Genomic DNA, 18,518 nt, shown 5'->3' on the forward strand with positions numbered 1-18,518 from the left:
CACACGGATGAACGCTGTAGTTTTCATACTCATCGTTTTTTTAATCCGTGAAATCCGTGTGATCCGTGCCTAATAATATAAGATTATTTTGCAAGAGTGCTTGTACAGTTGCCTGCTAATCTGTTTCTTCCCCGTCTCCTTCTTCTCCGCTCTCTTCTCCTTTACGGTAAGCCAGCGGACTGACGTGATAAATCTCCTTGAAACATTTACTGAAATAGCGGGAGGAGGAGAACCCAATCCGGTCGGAAATCTCCGTGATATTCAGCTCCGGGTTATTCCTTAACATGACAGCACCCTTTTTGAGACGTATGCTTAGGATGAAATCATTCGGAGTCTGACCTGTCACAGCTTTCAGTTTGGTGAATAGGTTCGTACGTGCCATACCCATTTCGCGAGCGAAGATATTGACGTTGAAATCCGTATTGTCCAGATGACGTTCGATAATAGCCATCGCACGGTCGAGCATCTCCTTATCCATCGGGTTGGTAGCCAACATTTGGGCAAAAGCCTGTGGTTGTTTGCTGAACTTCTCTTGCAGTAGTCGGCGGGAATTAACCAAATTATTGCAGCGGGAAATCAGAAGATTGGTATTAAACGGTTTCGTGATATAATCATCCGCACCAATCTTCAAACCTTCGATATTGTGCTCTATGGCAGTACGCGCAGTTAATAATACCACCGGAATATGGCAGGTATTAAAGTCCGTCTTGATCTGTTTGCAAAGTTCCGTACCCGACATACGTGGCATCACGACATCACTTAAAATGATGCTTGGCATATCCTTCTGTATCATCTCTAATGCTTCTACTCCATCGGAAGCCGTACTGACCTGATAGAATGTTTCGAAAATACCGACTAACATCTGCTTGATAGACTCATTGTCTTCCACTATCAACATTTTGGCGTCTTCGATACGCTTGTTATCTTCTTCTTTCCATTCCGAATCAGGGATTACTTCTACTGAAGGAACAATAGTTTCTGTCTGTTGGAGGGTTTCCGTATCATCCTTTGCTATTTGCTCTTCTGTAAAGTGTTCCTTGCCTAGTTTGAGGGTAATGATGAAACTGCTTCCTTTGCCCGGTTCGCTTTCCACCCGGATTGTGCCGTGATGAAGTTCCACAATACCTTTCGTCAGTGCCAGTCCGATGCCTGTACCGGCTCCGGTATTCAGCGAGTTGAGATGTTCGGTCTGATAAAAGCGGTCGAATATCTTATCAATTTCGGCAGCGGCGATACCTGTACCGGTATCTTTTATTTCAATGATGACATGGTCTTTCTCCTGCGATACATTAATCGAAATCGTATCTTCGGCCTTGGTATGCTTTACTGCATTAGACAGCAGGTTGTTTATTACTTTCTGCATCTGTTTTTGGTCATACCACACTTCAATGTCATCCTTCTGTTTGTTGAACTTGAAGTTGATTTGTTTGCTGCTGGCGTATTCGAGGAAGAGCAGATAATTCTCATACAGGAAGTTAACCAGGTTGTGCTGGCTTACTTTGATCTTCATGTGACCCTGTTCCTGTTTACGGAAATCAAGTAGTTCCGTAATCAGTTCCCGTAATTGGAGACTGTTCTTGTAGATTCCCAACACCTTATTATATATATTAGGCGTAAATGTCTGCACCTGCAACAAAGTTTCCACTTGTCCCACGATCAGCGTTAACGGTGTGCGGAATTCGTGTGAGATGTTAGTGAAGAAACGGAGTTTCGACTGGTTCAATGCTTCAAGGTCTTCAATATGCTTCTTCTCGTACTTCAAAGACTCACGGAGTTTGATGCGCGAATTATAGTTCTGAATAAGATACCATAACAGGCTGATAGTGACAATGGTATAAATCAGGTAAGCCCACCATGTCTCATACCATGAAGGGAGTACGATAATCAGCAGTCTGGCCTCTTTTATTCCTTCCTTTTGTGATTTGATGACAAGGGTATATTTACCCGGATTCAGGTTTGTATAAGTAATCAGCGTTTGCTTCCGGTAAGTATGGTTCCATTCGTTCGAGAAACCCTCCAGACGATAGAGAATCTCATCTCTGTTGGCAGGGATGAAGTTGGAAGTGGCATATTCGATGCTAAACATTGATTGATTCGCTTTCAGACTGATTTCCGGAGTGTGACAGATTGACTGTTCCAGGATGCCGCTTTCATCTCCCGGAACTACTTCTTTTCCGTTGACAAGCAGGCGGGAAAGAATGATATTATATGATTTGGGAGTGAAGTGTAGCTTCTTTTCCCAGAAAGAAATCATTCCCTGAATACCACCAAGGAACACTTCTCCGTCATGTGTCACAAATAGTGCGTTTTCATTAACGGCGGTTAGCGGGAATCCGTTTTCCGTACCGTAATTATAGAATTTCTTGCTTGGATAGTCAAACTGTGAGAACCCTTGATTGGTAATCAGCAATAAGTCGCCTTTCTGTATGGATGATTCGCATACTTCGTAGATGCAGTCGCTGGATAAACCATCTGTTTGTACATCGAAGTTTTCAAAGTCATCACTTGCCTTACGGTAACGGTCGAGACCGCTTCCGGAGGTGCAGAACCACAGATTACCATTACTGTCCTGCATGATACTGTTGATATTATTGTTGCTAAGACTGTTCGGATTAGCGGGATTGTGCGGATAATTAGTAAGTTTACCGCTGTCGAACCGGTAAGAATAAACACCCTCCCCGGTAGCCGCAATCCACAATGTACCGTCTTTGTCGATGCAAAGACTGGCTACCATGCCAATGCCTCTTCCTTCTTTGGTTTCTTTAAAGAGTTGTTGGCAAGCACCTGTTGCCGGATTGAAAAGACAGACACCGTTTTGTGTGGCGACAACCAGCTTGTCCTTATAAGGTACAATGTCTCGGACGATATCCGAAGGTAGCGAAGTTGGCTCTCCCGCTTTCATCCGGTAGACTGTGAAACGGTTGGTACGCAGGTCGAGTTTGTTCAATCCTCCCAAGTGTGTACCTATCCACATAATTTCATTAGTCCGGTCGTAATAGATTGCTTTGACGTTGTTATGGGAAATACTATTTTTGCCCTCTTCGTGGCGATACCACCGATAGGTATTATTTTTCCGGTCGTACACATTCACGCCACCGCCTTCTGTACAGATCCATAAGTTTCCGTCTTTGTCCTCAGTCATTCTGCCGACAATCGGGCTACTTAAACCTTCTTTTTCTGTATCTCCCGTCTTGTAGCGGGTATAGATTTCATATTCCGGATTGAAATAGTTGACTCCTCCGAAATAAGTGCCCAGCCAAATTGTTCCTTGTTCATCTTTGACGATGCACCAGATAGAGGAGTGGGTGAGACCGTCGGGTTTGTTCGCGTTGGCAGTGTAAAGTTGGAATTTGCCTGTGCTCTTTTCATAGCGATTTAACCCGTGAAAGGTTCCTATCCATAAGTTGCCTGCGTTGTCCTCGCTACAACTTCTTACGAAGTTGGAGCAAAGGCTGTTCGGGTTTCCGGGTTCGTGGTGGAGGTTTTCGATGCTTCCGTCTTTCTTTACGTGGTAAAGTCCTTCTTCCCAGCTGCCTATCCATAATTCTTTGGAAGAATCTTCGTAGATGCTGGCAATATTACCTCTTGTGACAGGTTGGGAAATTTTCTTATCGTCGGACAGGCAGTAAAGTCCGTTACTGGTAGTTCCCATCCACAGATTTTTCTTTTCGTCCAGGTGGAGGCAGGAGAGGGTGATATCTTTTCCGGCAAGATGATAGTAGAGATCGAAGTTTCCCGTACTTTCATTATATACAAATACTTCTTCTCTTTTCCCGATATATAATTTCTCATTGAAATAAATAGCATCCACATTGCCTTGCAGCAACGTTTTGAATCTTTGTGTGGTCAGATCGAATTCTGCCACCCCGTCCGTACAGAGCAGGTATACCTTTCCGTTTTTGTTTCCGGTGATGCGCAGCACTGTATTGCTGAACAAGCTGTTCGGATCGTTTTTATTAAGTTTGAAACTTTTGATATCGTTACCGTTATACCGGTTCAGTCCTTCACGAGTGCCGATCCATATAATTCCCCGTTCATCAATATAAAGGCTATTGACAGAAAATTGGGAGAGTCCGTCGTCCGTGGTCAAGTGGCTAAAAGTGATGTTTTGACCTTGTGTGCGGACTCCAGCTACGCTTAAAAATAGCAGAAATAAAAGAATTACTTTTCTCACTAATTTATTTTTTAAGGTGTTTACATCTATGCAAATATATTGTTTTTATTCGATTTCTGTGAACCTTATTAGAAGAAAGTAACTATAAAGTACCGGGAGAGAATCCTATTTAACAGAATTACTCTCCCGGTTTCTAACCTGACTAACCTCTTGTTATAGTGTTTGTGCCTGTTTCGTTTTTATCAGTTCAGATTATTACCACACTACATACTGATTGAAAAAACGAGTACTTTCAGCAATCCATGAGTCCATGTTCTCATAAGCTGCAAAGTGTCCTGATGTAGGGTAACATATCCAGCGTTTAGGTGTACGGATGTGATTGTATGCTGCAAAATTTGTATGTGGTGGTGTAATGTTGTCCTGAAGTCCGAATCCCATTAATACTGGGCATTTGATCCATCCGGTCAGATTTTTCAAGTCAAAGTAAGTTAGTAATGAGAATATTTTATCTTTGTCAATATTCTGCCGGGCAGCTCCTTCGAATACCAAGCTGGCAGGCCAGTGAACCAAACGGAAATAATCGGGATAGTCTGACAGAAAGGGTACGATAGGCGCAGCTGCGGAAATACGATGGTCGAGTGACGCTGCTGCTAATGTGAGCGCTCCACCTTGCGAAATACCTGTAGCAAAAAGGTTTTGTCCGTCAAAGCATGGCTGAGCAAAAATAAAATCAATACTGCGGACTGTATCAGCAAAAGCACCTCTGTAATAATAATGTTTGGGTGAATCGAGTCCGAAAGCAATCCACTCACCAAAGCGGTTATAAGGTTTGTTGAGGCCTTGTCCACGGGGTGGAATGACCAAGATACACCAACCGGGATAGTCGTCGGGACCGGGAATCCAGGTGACGGCATCATAACCTTGATAAACCACTACGGCCGGATGACTCTGACCATCTGTAGGGACTGCCCAATACCCTCGTAAGATTTCTCCTTCAAGCGAGCACATTTCTACTTCGTAAACATCACGCTCTGGCTTCGAAGATTCAGGTAGACGTGTCATTTTATAGGCAGGTTGTACACGTTTAAGTTCGGTGATGGTTTTATTCCAAAATCTTTTTAAGTTAGGGAGACCATCCGGTTTGGATAAAATCTGTTCGGCTTCGTATCCAAAGAAGAAATGTTTCAGAGTGTCGGTGCCAGCAATGAAACAAGCCTGGTAAAACCCGGGAGTGAGATTCATGAGAGTGACTGATGCACGACTGCGAAAGCCTCCACCGGGAGCTATCGAATCTGTTCCGAAAGAGTAGGTTATAAAGGTAGACGATACAGCATTGCCGAAATCTGTTGCAATGTCCATACGTATCCTATCCGAAAAACCTGACTGTGCAGATGTCAATTCCAGCATGAAGCGTACTGGATGTTCGTTATCGAACATCCAGTTTTGCTCAACAGGAATATTGAGATTTATGGTCTCCTGTGTATAACTTTTTATTGAGTATCCGGTCAGGAGTATAATGATGTATATCCACTTTTGCATCCTGTTAATCATTGTAATTACTCTTTGATATAAAACGTAATCAGCACTCCTTTATGATCGCTTGGCCACTGATTGTTTACGGGCGGAATGATTGGATCTTTGGTTTGTTCTTCTATTCTTTTTCCGCGTACAATAGAGCCTGTTGGACCTACTATCTGGGCATTTTTTATTTGTAGATTTTTATTTGGATAATAGTAAACGAAATCAATTCGTTCGCGTTCATCTGCCTCCGGTGCCCATGAGAGATTCTCTGGAATGACAGATTTATTGTCTGCAGGGAAAGTGAATCCCGGACATTTCACCGGATCGGGATGAATTACCCGGTAGGCATCTTTATATCCCCGTTGAACCAACAATTTGGAAGTTCCCCAATTGACGATACATCCGCGATGATCGAATAGTTCTTTTGTATCGGCCTGCCAATCCAGATAAGAAGGCTCATTCAGATCTCCGGCAAAAAACACGAGTGCTCCTTGCTCTAGCTCTTTGGCAGCGTTGTTGATAAAAGCTTGGGCGGATTCTATACGGTCTGATTCTTCGCAGACAGCAAGTATCTTGTCTACATCAGTGATAGGAGCCGGAAGTTTATCCCAATTAACGCTACCGTCATTGTATCCCCGGGGATAGTAACAGGTGTAGTAACGATACTCCGAATGTGCCGGGTAAACGGCCACTCGTTTCCCATTGACATCCAGAATCGCTTTGAACATCCATTTGTTGATGCGTTCTGTCTCTTTGATCGGATATTTTGATATGACCGCTCTTCCGTCTATTCGTGCATCGTAATAGATGAGTCCCTTATTTTTAAGCCCTTGCATTAGTTTAGGCATCACGGGATCGTCTTGCGGACCTTTATATAATTCGCAAAATGTAGCAATGTCTGGCTGTAGGGCAGCAATCTGTTCTATCAGATATTCCGGAGCATGCTCCACCTTGGTACACTCCACCCATAAGTTGAGTTGAAGGAACTTAATCTCTGTTTTCTTTCCTGTTTCTTCTTCCGGTACAGATACTTCCGTATCGGTTTTGGAACATGCAGTGATAACAGGAAGTATGGCAATAATAATAGTTAATAACCACTTTTGCATAATCTGTATTTTTTAGATTTGATTACCAGCCCGGATTCTGACAGTTAGTTCCTGAAGCATTCTGTAACCGGATTGCTTCGTCACCCGGTATTGGATATAATAGGAATTTTTCACTATATGCTTTTCGGTTATTATCTACTACAAAACGGGAGTAACTTCCATCCGAGTTTGCTTTCATTCCGGTGATTACTTTGTCTGTTTGATCCAGTATCTTCCAACGGCGTACATCAAAGAAGCGGTGTTCTTCAAAAGCAAGTTCTACGCGTCTTTCGTTCCTGATTCGCAGACGAAACTGATCACAGGATAATCCGTAAGGAATGCCTGGCATACCTACTCTGGAACGTACTGCATTGACTGCGTCTACCGCATCATTGGGTACAGTTCCGGTAGTGGATGCTTCATTAGCTGCCTCTGCATAATTCAAATATAATTCAGCCAGGCGGAACTCTTTGAAGTAGCCATCCAGATTGCCGGAACGTCCGGATTTATAATGCGAGAACTTACGTGTATAATAGCCGGTACAGGTGTAACGTGCATTACTGGGATCAAGTGCACAGTTTCCTCCTGTCTTGGTTGAGAGTAGTGCACCGGTTTCCAGGTTTAGTTTGGAACCATCATAATAAATAGAAGCTTTAAGACGCGGATCACGATTCTCATACGGTTTGGCTTGATTGTAGAGACCTTGAACAGCCGAATTCAAGTTAGGCTGTAGATGATTGGCATCTAGATAAGGGCTCTCTAAATTGAGCAGAGGATAAGATTCTGTCATGTCACCGTTCACAACTTCATAGGCATCAAGTAGCTCTTGCGACGGACACGCACCGGCATCTGTCTGGCCGTCGGTAGTTGGCAGGCCAGCATAATTCCACATATACATCTGTCCAACTTCCATAATGGTTTCTTTGTCATTAACTACCGGCAAGTCAGTGCGCGAATAGAAATACACATCATAAGGAGAATAACCAGCTGTAGCATTCGGCTGTTTCTTATAAAGTTCATAATTGTTCGCCAGACAGTCATCCAGAGACTTTTTAGTAATTTCTGCGGCTTCTGTCCAAGTGATTGTTCCGTCATTGTACAGAGGACTGGCTGCATAGAGTGATATCTGTGAACGGATGGCTGCACAGATGGCTTTTGTCATAACGTGACGGTAGTTCTCCTTATCTAAGGAACGCCATCCCCATTCTTCAACAGTGGGAATATCAATAGCAGCCTGACAATCAGCCAATATTTGGCGGGCGCACTCGCCAAATGTACCTCTTTTAACCTTGGTATAATCGTAGTCGGGAGTTGTTATGATGGGAACACCTCCATAACGTTTCACCAATTGAAGATAATAGAAAGCGCGTAATGTAAGTACCTGTGCCTTGAAACTGTTACGGATATCTTCTGAGTAGACACTGGCAGTAGGAATATTGGCAAGAAAGATGTTGCAGGCACGAATCCCTTGATAATAATAATTGTAGTTTTCCGGATTTCCTTCGATGTCCTCCAGCGGATTGCTGAAGGGAGATAATTGTCCTTCATTCCATTTGCGGGTAACTCCGTTCTGTAGTTCCCAGGAATCTTTGGCTTCATCCGTACAACCAGCTAGCATGGTATAGTTATAGTTCATTCCGTAATTCAGAATCCATCCATAACATTGATTCATATAAGTATACGTTTTACGGTTCGTGGTAAACAAATCGCTGTAATCCGTACGGCCGTCCGGATGATCTTCAATTTCAGTACATCCTATGAATGAGGATAATATGAGCAAGGAGAATACTCCTGATATGATTTTATTTATTTTCATAACTTCAGTCTTTAGAAATTCAGGTTAAGTCCTATGTTAAATGTTCTGTAAATGGGGTATACAGAGTAGGAATATTGTTCCGGGTCCAGATTATCGAACTTGAGAGATGAGGTGGTCAATAAATTGGCTCCGCTGATATAGAATCTCATTTTCTCCAGTTTCAGCTTACTGCTCCAACGTTTAGGAAGTGTATAACCTAATACTACATTCTTCAATCTCATATAGTTATTTTTGGAATAGAAGAATTCATTTGATTGGAGACTTGAAGAGCTTCCTGTGGTCAAAGCCGGATAGCTGATTTTTTCATTTGCCGCATAGCGATCTGCTGTCCAGGCATTACGGTGCAGGTCTGTGTACACTCCTTGGTAAGCATTATCGAAGGTACCGCATCCACTGTAGTAGGCTGCTGTACCTGATACACCTTGTAACTGAACATACAAGTCAAAGTTTTTGTATTCCAGTTGAATAGAACCACCATAAGAAAGTGTAGGTAGTGTCTGGGCTTTGTCCATCGGTGCCTGGTCACGCTCATCTATATTTCCGTCGTTATTTAAGTCTTTGTAAATGAAATCACCTGGGCGTGGAGAAGCACCAGAGAATCGCAGACCGCTTTTATCTATTTCCTCCTGGCTATTATAGTAGCCGTTTCCGTTGGAATAGTCAATCAGATATCCGAACTGTTGTCCTGCAGAATAGCCGGTTTTACGATATGGATAGTAATATCCGCTGGCGGTACGGTTCAACTCTTTTATGTCAGTTACTTCATTTTTATTGTATCCCATATTCCCTCTGATAGTCATTCTTAATCCACATTTCAGATTCTTGATATAAGATAATTCGATATCAAATCCTTTGTTGTTCATCTTACCCAGATTTTCAAATGGCAGATTTTCACTGGCGATACCTTGTGCAGAAGATACACTGTTATCTTGGATAGCCATTTGGGTCTGTTTCACGTTCCAATAATCAAATGTGATACCTAGTGAGTTGAATAAGGTAACATCTATTCCATAATTTTGCTGGAAAGATTCTTCATAGTGGATATATGGATTACCTTGCATACCTTCTACAGTGTGAAAGCCATAGTAGTTGCTTAGTAAGTAACCTGCATCTTTATAACGTACATCCGTAGCATACAGGAAACGGGTGTCAGATATCTGGTCATTACCCAGCCATCCGGCAGATGCGCGTATTTTGAGGAAGGACAGCCAATCTGTGTCTTTCAGGAAACTTTCGTTGGATACCACCCAAGCGGCAGATACTGTCGGGAAGAATTTAAAACGGTTACCCGGTCTGAACTGTTCTGTACCATCGTAGGTAAAGTCTCCCTGTATATAGTATCGTGAATTATAGCCGTATTTCACATGTCCCATCAATGACAAACGATCGTATGGGAGATCACCGTTTTTCATCATATTCTCATTGAAATAGCTGACAAATGCATCTACTTCATGTCTGCCTCCAAAAATACGATTATAGTTGATGAATCCTTGGAAGTTGATAAAGTAGCGCATATTAGCGGTCTTGCTTAAACTTAGAGGAAGAGTGGTGTGAGTACCGAAAAGTCCGCTGCCATTGGCTGCATAACGTGCGTAGTCGGTAGAACCATAGATTGTTCCGTCATAGTTTGCTTCATAACCTACTATTCCTTTTACGCTCAATCCTTTAGTCAGGAATCCCAGATCCAGATTCATTCCATAAGCGACGTTCAGATTGATACCTGTTTGATGGCTATATCCAGAACGGTTGATAAGTCCGTAAGTGGGATATTCATTGTATTCTGCAGTAATCACTTTTCCGTCTTCGGTGATAGGTCCAGGTACGGTGGGGGCCATCTGATAGATCGAATTCATGATATCTCCTGTCCCGTTGTATCCTTGATTCATCCGGTCGATAGTGACATTTGTGTTAAGGAAACAGTTTAGATAACGATGCAGAGTGACGTCCACATTAGCTAAAATGTTGAAGCGATGCAATTTGAGTGCAGGATTATAATTATCATTCTTCTCTGCATCAATCAGGCTGTTTTGGTGAAGATAACCGGCATTAACAAGGTATTTAACCCGGTTGTTACCTCCGCTGATATTGACGTTGTAACGTTGCATACTGGCTGCGTCATTCATAAAAGTGTCATACCAGTCGTGTCCCGGCATAGTTCCATCTGTAAATCCGGCTATTTCATATAAAGAATAGAGTGGAGTGCCACCGTCATTGAGTAAGGCCTGGTTACGCATTTGTGCGTATTCACCGGTACTTACTATTTTAGGACGCTGGGTAGCCTGTTGTATGGAGAAGTCCATGTTCACATTTACTTTAGTACGTCCTATTTCGCCTCTTTTTGTAGTAATAAGAATTACTCCGGAAGAAGCTCGCGGACCATATAATGCTTTAGCTGCGGCATCTTTCAGAATACTGACAGATTCTACAGTGTTGGCATCGAGTGTATTCATATCGAATAATGGAGCCGGAATTCCATCGAGTACAACCAAAGGTGAATTACCATTTATGGAATTCAGACCACGTATATACATCGTTGTTGCATCATCGGCTGGTGTGCTGGTGGATTGGATAGAAGTCAATCCTGCCAAGCGTCCGGTCAGCGTAGCTGAAAATCCGCTATTAGGTGTTTTAACTAACTCTTCTCCCTGAACGGTAGAGATTGCTCCTGTATAACCTCCTTTTCTCTCTTTTTGCAGCATGGCTACTTCGAGAGATGTATCCTGACCGGCGATATCTGATATCAGACGAAACTCCACCGGTTTATTCAGAGTGAATTTCATTGTCTGGTTCCGATATCCTGGAATCTTACAAATGACCATACTGGCTCCCGACGGAATCTCCATGATGAATTTTCCGTCTTTGTCACTGCTTGTGGTGTATTCGGGATTGTCCGGAACAGAAATGATTGCACCCTCTAAGGGTTTGTTGCTCTCATTTCGCACCACACCGGATATTACTTCTTGCACTTGTGCCCGGCATACTTCGTTGCCCGCAAACAGGCATACGATGCACAAAAGTGTGATTATTCTGTTTTTCATATACATTCTGTTTTATGATTACCATCCTGCATTTTGCCACGTCTGTCCCGTTGTGCCTTCCAATACGGCTGCTTCACTGGCAGGGATAGGATATACGTGCCATTTCTTTTCGTAACTCATTTTACTCGGCTTGCCGCCGTCTGTTCCTAAAATAATTCTTTCATAAGAGAATGAATTTCCATTCTTGGTGATTTTCATACCTGTGGTAAACTTCTCGTTTTCCATGTTCTCATTTGCTGGTGTCCAGCGGCGGATGTCGAAATATCTGTCTTCTTCGCAAGCCAGTTCTACCTGACGTTCATGGCGTACTAACAAGCGTGCTTCGTTCTTATCATTTGTAGACAAATCAACCGAGGGATCAAAGCCTGCCCGGTGGCGGATTTCATTGATCCATCCCAGACCTTCGGTGAGATGACCGCTTTCAATGGCTGCTTCGGCTGCGTTCAGATAGATTTTGCCTAACCGGTAGAAACGGAAACGTCCGTCATATCCAGCCACTCCGGCTGCTTTACAGTTACCGTTCACCATTCTCTTTCTCCAATAATAACCGGTACGTGTGTTGGTATTTCCACTGGTACGGATTTCGCTGTTTCCTCCTACATATGTTTCTACAACTGCCGGTTCTTTGCCTAACAGAACTGGACTGTTATTGTAAAAAACAGTAGCCTGTAAACGTAAATCGCGTCCATTATAGGGATTTGCAGGATCATAACCACTATTGGGATTGTAATTAGGAGACAGATGCTTCTCATCATTATAAGGTTTTGACAAATCCAATATTGGTTTTCCGGTTGCTAACATATCATAGGCGTCTACTAACTCCTGAGAAGGCACAATGGTGAGTTGGGCATTCCCTAATACCGGTGCTCCGATAACATCATACAAAGGATTTGTATACGGGTCGGGCCAATAACCTTCTGTGCTTTGCCAGATTGTTTCTTTGTCACTGGGATCTGTTCCAATGTAGTTATTGAGCGTGAAGTACTCCATATAAGCATTGTTATAATACTTTTCCGTATCCGAACATTTAGTATAGAGTTCGTATCCGTTGGCTTTCAGTTGTTCCAAACAGTCTTTATTGATCGTGTAAGCCCATTCCCATAGATCCTTTCCACCATTGTTATAAGTGCTGGCAGCAAACAAAGATGCTTCGGAACGGATAGCCATTGCGATGCCTTTGGTCATTCTGATCTTTTCGTTGAGCGTTGTCAGCCTCCAGGGAAGATTGGCTGATTTAAGGGCTGTTTCGCAATCGTCTACAATGAAGCGGGCACAGTCCTCAAAGCTGGGGCGTGATAAGGTTGAAAAATCATAATCCAGCCCGTAAGGCTCCTTTTCAATAGGTACAGGACCATACCATTTCAACAGTTCCATATAGAAATAAGCGCGGAGTACATGAGCTTCCGCTACCCAGCGGTCACGATCTGTTTCGCTCGGGATGGCAGCAGTGGCTGCCCGTTGGAGGAATGTGTTGATGGTGCGGATTTGTCCCCAGTATAATTGCCAGTATCCTCCTTCCGAGTAGGTATCACCCATGTCTCTACGAACATCAAGATAGAAGTCTGTAGTAGTACAGTTACCTGATGCGGCATGTGCAAAGCCACCGCCGGAACCATCTGTGCAATCCCATGCTTCGTCACTAAGTGCCACAGGATAGTTGCTCCAGAAGTGATATCGCAAACTCTTTTTGGGCAGGTAGTCAAAACAAGTGCTGAAATAAGCTTTGGTCAGATCAGGATCCTGAAATACTTCATCCAGCGATAATCTTCCGTCAGGAGCTACATCCAATGCTTCGTTACAAGAACTGAATGTGAGCAGAGAAGCAAACATGCATATATAAATAAATCTTTTTTTCATATCGGGTTTGTTTTAGCCGTTAAAATGTAATATTTAAACCTACATTGTAAGTGCGCATTGTCGGATAAGCTGCCGGACCGTTCTGTTCCGGATCGAAGCTATCGGTTTTGAGGTGAGTCCATGTATACAGATTGTTACCGCTTAAATAGAAACGTACATTCGATGCACCGATTTTCTTGCTGATGCTTTCCGGTAATGTATATCCTACTTCTGCATTTTTCAGACGTATATAGGAGGCATCCATGATAAAGAAATCATTGGGCTGTAAGCTTGGCCCGCCACTGCTGGATAAACGGGGATACGTAATCTTTTCATGATTATTATAGCGTTCTTCGCTCCAACGTCCCATGTGCATTTTGTAAAAGTTGCCACTGCTTTCGTAGATACCGGCTCCCGAATAAGTCTTGCTGTATTGGCCTACTCCTTGCAACATGATGGAAACGTCGAATCCTTTCCAATTGGCAGATAAAGAGAAACCGTAGTTGATGCGGGGTAACAGAGATGAATAGCCGATAGGAGCTTTGTCACGGTCATTGATCACACCGTCTCCGTTGAGATCTTTATAAATAAAGTCTCCGGGTTCCGGTGTTCCTACACCTTCGTAAGTCAGTCCGCTTTTAGCGATACTTTCGTCACTGTAGAAGAAACCGGTTCCGTCACGGCCTTTTTCGGGATCATAGCTGTGGTCGATAATATATCCCCAGTTTTGTCCTAATGAAAATCCGGTGGTGCGGGTGCGGTATGCATAATCCTTACCTAATAGCGGTTCGTCATATTCCAAAACTTTGTTTCTGGCATAACTGAAGTTTGCATTGGCAGAAACGGATAGTCCGTTCTTGAATTGCTTCTGATATCCGAGTACCATCTCAAATCCCTGGTTCTTGACTTCACCATCGTTCATCAATGGAAGGGCAGAGGAGGGTAGACCTTGAATCATAGGAGTAGTTTGAGGGATGATCAGGATGTTCTTTCTTTTTTCAACGAAGTAGTCGAACGAGAAAGAAAGATCATGGTACAAAGATATGTCTATACCATAATTTTGTTTTTCAGCTGTTTCCCATGTGATACTTTTGTTTCCTATGTAGTTTTCGGCGATTTTGTAACCTTGTCCCCAGCCGGAACCGTTGGAAGCGTATCCCAAACTAGGAGATAACCAGTGGTCTCCTTTACTGTCTGTTACTACGGAATATTGACTGATATTATCCAGATAAAGGAAGCGGGCAGGCTTTCCGTCACTGGTTGTAAATGCATCATTTCCTACTTTTCCCCAAGAAGCTCTTAATTTCAGATTCGTCAGGACTGGATTATCCTGAAGAAAGCTTTCGTTAGTTACTAACCAACCAAGAGAGGCGGCGGGGAAGAATCCGAATCGTTTGTCTGGAGAGAATTGCTCCGAACCGTTGTAACCCATATTTACTTCTACAAAATAACGCCTGTCATAATCATAGGTTGCACGTCCTGCAATACCGATTACATTATAAGGCAGTAGCAGATCACCTGATGTCTCTTTAGATTCTTTAACATCCCGTTGTGCCAGGAACATGGCAGTAATATTGTGTTTCTCAGCAAAACTACGGTTGTAGTTGATTTGCGCTTGCAGGTTCATTGTCCAATAGGACTCGGAAGACTTGGTCAGCTCGATTGGACCATCTTCATCTTCCAGGCTAGGATGCCGGTTGATAAACAGATGTTCTCCTGAAGCTAACGTCTGATAGGTATACCAGGTGTAGGAACGTTTTCCTATTGTTTTGCCGAATCCTTTGGAGTCGAAAGATACTTGTCCTTTGACAGAGAGCCCTTTGGTGATAAATCCCAAATCAATTTCCACTCCTCCGATGACATTGATTCCCGATCTGGTCTCCAGTTGATAACCCGAACGGTTGATTAAAGGATATGCACTCAACGAATTGTTGGCAGGATCTTCTACAGATAATCCGGCTCCGATAGGGAAGGTGCGTATAGCGTCGGTGGCGTATGCACCTTCCGGAGTCAGATACATGGAAGTAGGCCGTGAAGTCAGAGCACTATTGAATACACTTGTCATGCTTGCAGAAGTCCCGTTGATCCGTTCCAGATAAGAGGAGGCATTTAAGTTGATCTTCACTGACTTATTGACTTTATAGTCAATATTTGAACGGAAGTTGTATCGGTCTAATGAAGACTGGGCATTGTAACCTAACTTGGATTTAGGTTCTACGTTGAACATACCTCCCTGATGCAGGTAGCCTGCACTTACAAAATACTGAAGTTTGTCCGAACCTCCGGAAACGTTCATGTTAGCTCTGGTCATAGGTGCATAATCTCTGAATAAGATATCTTGCCAGTTATTATTCGGATAGAAATCAGGATCTACGGGGTTACCTGTTTTCCATGAGTCGAACTTGTCGATGTCCGGTCCGAAGAACTCGGCAGAGTTCCCATCGTTAGTGAGTGCTTCATTGCGAAGTCTTACCCAATCCCATGAGTCCAGACGTTCGGGTTTGAAGGCCATTTCCTGCATACTGAATTCTACATTGGCACTGATACGGGCAGTTCCTTTTTCACCTCTACGGGTGGTGATCATTATAACTCCATTGGCACCTCGTACGCCGAATACTGCCGTTGCGGAAGCATCCTTCAATACGGAAATATTAGCGATTTCGTTCGGATCGATGGAACGCATATCGTCTACAGCTACTCCATCTACCATGATTAATGGATTTGTGCCGTTTGTGGTGGCTGCACCACGAAGGAACATGGTCACTTCGTCACGTCCCGGTTCACCGGAAGTCTGGATAGTGGTCAGTCCGGGGAGCTTTCCGGATAAAGCAGAGCTTAAGTTGGGCGATGAAGACTTCATCAATTCTTTTCGGTCGATGGAAGCAACGGAGCCAATGACAGAAACTTTTTTCTGGGTACCGTAAGCCACTACTACAACTTCTTCCAGATTCGCTACGTCCGGATGCATAATGATGCGCATGTCTTTTTTTGCAGGTACATCTTGTTTTTGATAACCTACATAACTGATCTCCAGTATTGCGTTGGGAGCAACCGATAAAGAGAAACGACCGTCTATGTCTGTAATAGTACCATTCGTTGCTGCTCCTTTTTCCATGACGGAAGCTCCGATCAGGCTTTCACCGGACTCGTCCACGACGACTCCGGAGGCTGTTATCTTGGACTGTTGCTGTATCAGGGTAGCATCTCCAATATCTGATGCATTTCCTGTAACGGGAATACAGATTCCCAATCCGAGCAACAGGCACATTTTGTATAGCCAATAACTTCTTTTCATAACTATAACGTTTAAGATTATTTTCTGTCTAATTAAATGAACTCAACATTTTGTCCTTGTCGTATCCTATGTATTCATAGCGTTCTATCCGGACACCTTGGTCTTTTGCGGTAATACAAGGACTTGTGCCATTCCATGAGCTATCCATCCACCACTCTTCTACTAATAGTTTTCTTTGAGTTGAAGAGTTGTTAGTAAATGAGAACTGAACTTTCGAAGGATCTATTGTTCCTCCGGAATAACCTAAAACAGAATAAGTGCCTGCCAAATTACGCAGATCGACATAAACGAGCGGACAACCGGATGCATTTAATGTTGTGATGGACTTGCAACGGTTTATATCCAGATATGTCAGCCCCGGATTATTGCTTACATCAATAGAGGTTATCATATACTGGTCTCCGGAAATAAACTTGGTCAATCCTGCGTTCTTAGCACTGAAAGATTGAATGCCTTTCTCATCTACCGGACCTGCTGTATAGCTGGTGCTGATTGCATATTTACTTAGGTCGATCTCTCCCAGATTATTACCGTCCAAGATGAGGCTCTTATATCCGCAGAAGTATTGCAACCCTTCCAGATTGGTGATTCCCTTGTTGCTAAGATCAAGAGTTGTGTTGTTCTTGAAGTATTCTGTATTCAGAGCTGCCACTGTCAGAACTTTATCCCCTTCGAAGACATCCGGAACCAAGGCTTTGAGGGCATTCCGTAGGTTTATATCAGGAATTTCCCCGTACTTTTTCAATGTTTTCTGATATTTTCCGTAACTGTAATAGTAGTTGTTGTTTCCATCCGGATAGTCGTGCATCCAATCGTACCCTTCCACTGTCACTCCATTATTGATGGCATCTACGATAGAACCGCTATTGCTATAGTATGAGTCCATCCACCAGGATTCCATTTTCAGAAGTCGTTCTTTGCTTGCATCGTCACTGAAAGTAAATTTGAAGTCTGTACTGTTATAGTTCAGACATCCGCCATAGATGCTGTGGTAGTTACGTACATCCAAATAGACCAGTTTGCAGTTTAGAGCAGAGAATCTTTCAATGGTATAACAGTAATACAGATCGATAGATTCTAGTTGGATGCTTCCGTCTATGTTGAGAGAAACCAATGTGCTATTCGGATGTTCTGCAGTAGCCAGTTCCAGTTTAGTCAATCCTGTGTTTTGTGCAGTCAATTCGGACAGCCTGGACAGAACTTCAGCAGGAATTTCGCTTATATCATTGTTGTTGCAGATCAGTTTACGGATGTTGCTGAAATACTCGAGTCCTTCCAAAGAAGTGATATTCTTATCGCTGATATCCAGTGTGCCATCAGTGAATGTGACATACTTCGCACTGGAAGAAATCTTCTCTCCTTTGAATATATCGGGGAAGAGAGCAGAGAGGGCATTGCGCAAGTTCTCATCGGGCATTACTCCTACAGTACTGTTGATGACTCCCAATGTTCGCATTTTACTACCACGTACTAATACAAGTCCATAAGAATCTTTGTTTGCAGTAGAGGGGTATAGTACCGTAATATGGTCGGAGGATACTTCTCTGGTTTCCATGTAGATGGGCTGTTCTGTCCCTCCTGATAAAGGAGAAAGTGCCAGTACATCACAGTCAATAAAGCCATTTCCCTGAATGGTAATCTCTGTGCCCAGGGATTCTTCCGAAATGTCCGGAAGCACTACATTGGTTACTCCCAGGTCTGTGCCTAACTTTTCGTCTTCACATCCCAAAAGGAATACCATTCCAAGCATTAATAAAATGTAGAAATGTGTTTTCATAAATACTATTTGTTTAATGAATAAATAGAGTACATC

At 43.1% G+C, this 18,518-nt stretch carries 8 protein-coding genes; all 8 read right to left on the minus strand.

Features of this window, described 5'->3' with window-relative positions:
- Positions 1-115 precede the first annotated feature (115 nt).
- Positions 116-4,174 (minus strand): two-component regulator propeller domain-containing protein, encoded by a 4,059-nt coding sequence (locus tag NXV01_RS05490; protein ID WP_259021870.1) that lies wholly within the window; start codon positions 4,172-4,174, stop codon positions 116-118.
- Between the two features lie 195 nt (positions 4,175-4,369).
- Positions 4,370-5,665 carry an acetylxylan esterase gene (locus NXV01_RS05495; RefSeq protein ID WP_195649802.1) on the minus strand — a complete coding sequence of 432 codons (1,296 nt, stop codon included), beginning with the start codon at positions 5,663-5,665 and terminating at the stop codon, positions 4,370-4,372.
- A gap of 5 nt (positions 5,666-5,670) precedes the next feature.
- On the minus strand, positions 5,671-6,741 hold the full coding sequence (locus tag NXV01_RS05500) for an endonuclease/exonuclease/phosphatase family protein (RefSeq protein WP_195649801.1): 1,071 nt from the start codon (positions 6,739-6,741) through the stop codon (positions 5,671-5,673).
- Between the two features lie 22 nt (positions 6,742-6,763).
- Positions 6,764-8,536 carry a RagB/SusD family nutrient uptake outer membrane protein gene (locus NXV01_RS05505; protein ID WP_259021872.1) on the minus strand — a complete coding sequence of 591 codons (1,773 nt, stop codon included), beginning with the start codon at positions 8,534-8,536 and terminating at the stop codon, positions 6,764-6,766.
- Between the two features lie 11 nt (positions 8,537-8,547).
- Positions 8,548-11,580: a SusC/RagA family TonB-linked outer membrane protein gene (locus NXV01_RS05510; protein ID WP_195649800.1), complete on the minus strand. Its 3,033-nt coding sequence runs from the start codon at positions 11,578-11,580 to the stop codon at positions 8,548-8,550.
- Between the two features lie 12 nt (positions 11,581-11,592).
- Complete coding sequence (locus tag NXV01_RS05515) at positions 11,593-13,431, minus strand: RagB/SusD family nutrient uptake outer membrane protein (RefSeq protein WP_148365482.1); 1,839 nt, start codon at positions 13,429-13,431, stop codon at positions 11,593-11,595.
- A gap of 19 nt (positions 13,432-13,450) precedes the next feature.
- Complete coding sequence (locus NXV01_RS05520) at positions 13,451-16,705, minus strand: TonB-dependent receptor (RefSeq protein WP_148365483.1); 3,255 nt, start codon at positions 16,703-16,705, stop codon at positions 13,451-13,453.
- Between the two features lie 28 nt (positions 16,706-16,733).
- Positions 16,734-18,482, minus strand: a complete 1,749-nt coding sequence (locus NXV01_RS05525) for a hypothetical protein (protein WP_195649798.1) — start codon at positions 18,480-18,482, stop codon at positions 16,734-16,736.
- Positions 18,483-18,518: the final 36 nt, after the last annotated feature.

Origin of the sequence: Bacteroides sp. BFG-606, from assembly GCF_024788145.1 — a bacterium.
GTDB classification, from domain to species: domain Bacteria; phylum Bacteroidota; class Bacteroidia; order Bacteroidales; family Bacteroidaceae; genus Bacteroides; species Bacteroides vicugnae.